Source organism: Spirillospora sp. NPDC046719, assembly GCF_040645715.1.
GTDB lineage: Bacteria > Actinomycetota > Actinomycetes > Streptosporangiales > Streptosporangiaceae > Spirillospora.
Genome location: NZ_JBEYYT010000675.1, coordinates 1 through 3,717, shown reverse-complemented (window position 1 = coordinate 3,717; position 3,717 = coordinate 1). Strand labels below are relative to the sequence as shown.

At 72.2% G+C, this 3,717-nt stretch carries 5 protein-coding genes; all 5 read left to right on the top strand.

All coding sequences use genetic code 11. The annotated features are described in order from the left end of the window. Nucleotides 1-492, top strand: a 492-nt coding sequence (locus ABZ914_RS48465; RefSeq protein ID WP_500201372.1) for a carbohydrate kinase family protein, incomplete at its 5' end; no start/stop codon positions are given. Beyond that, nucleotides 489-1,505 carry a substrate-binding domain-containing protein gene (locus ABZ914_RS48460; RefSeq protein WP_206700031.1) on the top strand — a complete coding sequence of 339 codons (1,017 nt, stop codon included), beginning with the start codon at nt 489-491 and terminating at the stop codon, nt 1,503-1,505. The genes ABZ914_RS48465 and ABZ914_RS48460, both read left to right, overlap by 4 nt. 2 nt (nt 1,506-1,507) lie before the next feature. Further along, nucleotides 1,508-2,263 carry an ATP-binding cassette domain-containing protein gene (locus ABZ914_RS48455; protein WP_190858348.1) on the top strand — a complete coding sequence of 252 codons (756 nt, stop codon included), beginning with the start codon at nt 1,508-1,510 and terminating at the stop codon, nt 2,261-2,263. Then, nucleotides 2,263-3,279, top strand: coding sequence for an ABC transporter permease (locus ABZ914_RS48450; protein WP_190858346.1), 1,017 nt, complete (start codon nt 2,263-2,265; stop codon nt 3,277-3,279). The genes ABZ914_RS48455 and ABZ914_RS48450 overlap by 1 nt, the downstream gene beginning before the upstream one ends. Continuing rightward, a complete protein-coding gene (locus tag ABZ914_RS48445) occupies nt 3,276-3,710 on the top strand; it encodes a phosphotriesterase family protein (protein ID WP_500201371.1) in 435 nt (144 codons plus the stop codon). Before ABZ914_RS48450 ends, ABZ914_RS48445 begins: the two co-directional genes overlap by 4 nt. Nucleotides 3,711-3,717 lie beyond the last annotated feature (7 nt).

Genomic DNA, 3,717 nt, shown 5'->3' with positions numbered 1-3,717 from the left:
GCCGCGGCCGACCACGCGGTCGTCGGCCGCGCGCAGGCCGCCGCGTTCCTCGGCGACGACGACGCGCTCGCCTCGACCGCTACCGAACATCGGGTAAACCTGGTGGTCACGGACGGTTCCCGGGGCTGGACGCTGTTCACTCCGGACGGCGGCCGGCACGCCGGCGCGGCGATCGAGGTGACCGCCGTGGACGCCACCGGCGCCGGGGACTGCTTCGCCGGCTCCTACTGCGCGGAACTGGACCGGGGCGCGGACCCGCTGGAGGCGGCGCGGGTGGCCGCGGTCGCCGCGGGCCTGTCCTGCACCCGGCCCGGGGCGCGCGCGGGACTGCCGCATCGCGAGGACGTCCTCGCCTATATCGACTCCGCCGGAGCGCACCCCGCCGAGGCGAGCACAGCTCAAGCACATACGGCCCCCACGGACACGGTTCATTCCGGAACCGGTCCGGACGCGTCCCCCGCGCTCGCGCGGCGCCATGGAGAGGAGACATGATGCGACGCACGGTGACGGCCGCGGTCGCGCTCGGCCTGCTGCTGACGGCGACGACCGCCTGCGACGTCCAGGCCCGCAAGGAGATCGCGGCAGAGAAGAAGGCGACCGAGCAGGGCCCGCCCCCGCCCCAGCGGATCGCGCAGGCCTGCAAGGTGCAGGGGCGCGCCCCGAAGATCGGGCTCGTCCCGATCAACCTCCAGGCGCTGTTCTTCAACCAGATCAACACGGGCGCCAAGACGGTCGCGGGCAAGGCCGGCGCGCAGGTGCAGGTCGTCAACGGCAACGACGACTCCACCACGCAGGCCAACGCCATCGACGACATGGTCGCGGGCCACTACGACGCGATCATCGTGGACGCGGTGGACACCGAGGGCATCAAGCCGGCGATCCGGCGCGCCAAGGACGCCGGCATCCCGGTCGTCGCGGTGGACGCCACCGTCGACGACCCGGCGGTGTCCACGCAGGTCGGCACCGCCAACGCCGAGGGCGGCAAGCAGCTCGCCGACGCGCTGCTGAAGATCTCCGGCGGCAAGGGCGACATCGGCGTGGTCGGCGCCCTCAACAGCACGATCCAGAACGAGCGGCAGAAGGGCTTCTCCGACGAGGTCACCGCGCACGGCATGAAGATCAAGAACGTCGTGGACGGCCGCAACATCCAGGAGAACGCGCAGACCGCCGCGGAGAACCTGCTGACCGGCAACCCGGACCTGCCCTACGCCTACGCCACCGGCGAGCCCGCGCTCATCGGCCTGGCCGCCGCCGTGGTCAGCCAGCAGCGCACCAAGGACCTCCAGGTCGTCGGCTGGGACCTGTCCAGCCAGGCGGTCGACGGGCTGAAGGCCGGCTGGATCAAGGGAGTCGTCCAGCAGAACACCTTCCAGTTCGGCTACGACGCGATGAACGCCGCGATCGACCTGGCGTGCAAGCGGTCCGCGCCGAAGGACGTCCCCGTCCCGACCCAGATCGTCACCCCCGCCAACGTCGGGGACTACCTGTACTACCTGGAGAAGTGATCATGGGCGATCAACCGCTGGTCACGCTGAAGGGCATCACCAAGTCGTTCGGCGCGGTGCAGTCGCTGCGCGGCGTCGACCTGACCCTCGCGCCCGGCGAGGTGCTCGGCCTCGTCGGCGACAACGGCGCCGGCAAGTCCACCCTGATGAAGGTGCTGGCCGGCGCGGTCCAGCACGACGCCGGCCAGATCACGATCGACGGCCGGGAGGTGCGGTTCGCCAGCCCGGCGGACGCGCGCCGCGAGCGGATCGGCATCGTCTACCAGGACCTCGCGCTGTGCGACACCCTCGACGTCGCGAGCAACCTGTTCCTCGGCCGCGAACCGCGCAAGGGCCCGTTCATCGACCGGCGCGCCATGCACGACAAGGCCGCCGAGACGCTGTCGGACCTGCACGTCCGGGTCAAGTCGACCTATCAGGAGATCGGGCACCTGTCCGGCGGGCAGCGGCAGGCCGTGGCGATCGCCCGCGCCGTGTCGTTCAAGCCGCGGGTGCTGATCCTGGACGAGCCGACCGCCGCGCTGGCGGTCGCCGAGGTCCGCCAGGTGCTCGCCATGATCAAGGACGTGGCGGCGCAGGGCGTCGGGGTCATCCTGATCACCCACCGGCTGCAGGACCTGTTCGAGGTCTGCGACCGCATCACCGTCATGTACGAGGGCCGCAGCGTCGAGGACGAGCCGGTGTCCGCGCTGGACATCGAGCGGCTCGTCGCCATGATCACCCGTTCCGGCAGCGAGCACACCGAGGAGGTGGCCTGATGAGCGTGCAGGCCCCGCCCGCCCCGACCGTCCTGGCGAAGACCCCGAGCCGCTGGGAGCGCGCCAACAAGGCGACGCTGGCGATGCTCGGCGTCACCGTCGCGCTGTTCGTCGGCTTCGGCATCGGCGCGGACAACTTCCTGAGCTTCGACAACATGTCGAACCTCGCCACCCAGGTGGCGATCACGCTGATCGTCGCGGTCGCGATGACCTTCGTGATCACCACCGGGCAGATCGACCTGTCGGTGGGCTCCACGGTCGCGTTCGTCGCGGTCGGCACGGCCGAGATGCTGAAGGCCGGCTGGGACTCCTCCCTCGTGATCGTCGCGGCCCTCGCGGCCGGGCTGTTCTGGGGCGCGGTCAACGGCTGGCTCGCCGCCTACCAGAAGATCCCGCCGTTCATCGTCACGCTGGCGACGATGTCGGTGATCCGCGGGCTCGCGCAGCTGTGGACCAAGGGGTTCTCGGTGCCGATCGACCGGCGGCTGTACGTCGCGAAGATCGGCGAGGCGAAGTTCCTCGGCTTCTCCGCGCTGGCGTGGATCGCGCTGGCCACCGTGGTGGTCGGCGGGATCCTGCTGGCCAGGACCCGGTTCGGCAACTACGTCAACGGCATCGGCTCGCAGGAGGAGTCGGTGCGCCGCGCGGGCGTGAACACCGCCCGGATCAAGATGGTCACGCTGATGCTGGCCGGGCTCGCGGCGGGCGTCGCCGGGCTGCTCACCGCGGCGCGGCTCGGCTCCGGCTCGGCCAACTCCGGGCAGGGCTTCGAGCTGACCGTGATCGCCGCGGTCGTGCTCGGCGGCACCGACCTGTTCGGCGGCCGCGGCACCATGATCGGCAGCATCATCGGCGCCGTGATCACCGGGGTGATCGCCAACGGGCTGACGCTGCTCGGCGTGAGCCCGTTCCTCACCCCGATCGTCACCGGGCTGGTGCTGCTCGCCGCGATCTGGCTGAACCTGCGCGGCCGGACGCTGTCCGAGCTGGGCGCCAAGCTGCTGGGACGGACATGACCGTGCCGTACCCCGGGCCGGGCGCTCCGCCGGGAGGCTCGCCGGGCGCGGTGCCGGTGATGACGGTCGCCGGGCCCGTCGCGAGCGACGGGCTCGGGCTCACCCTGACCCACGAGCACCTGCGCAACGACGTCCGCAAGGCGGTGAAGCCGGCCGCCGACCCGGCGCTCGCGTTCCTGCGCGACGCCCGGACGACGCCGGGGCTGGCGTGGCTGCTGCGCGAACGTCCGTACGACTGCCTGGACCACTGCACGCTCGACGACGACGCGGCGATGCTGTCCGACCTGCGCGCGTTCGCCGCGACGGGCGGCGGCACGGTCGTGGACGTCACGCCCGGCGGCCTCGGCCGCGACCCGGTGGCGGGGCGCACCCGCGCCCGCCCCCGCCGCCGGCGGGGAGGGATGGGGCGAGCCGGGGTCCGGGGGCCGTGACCCCCCC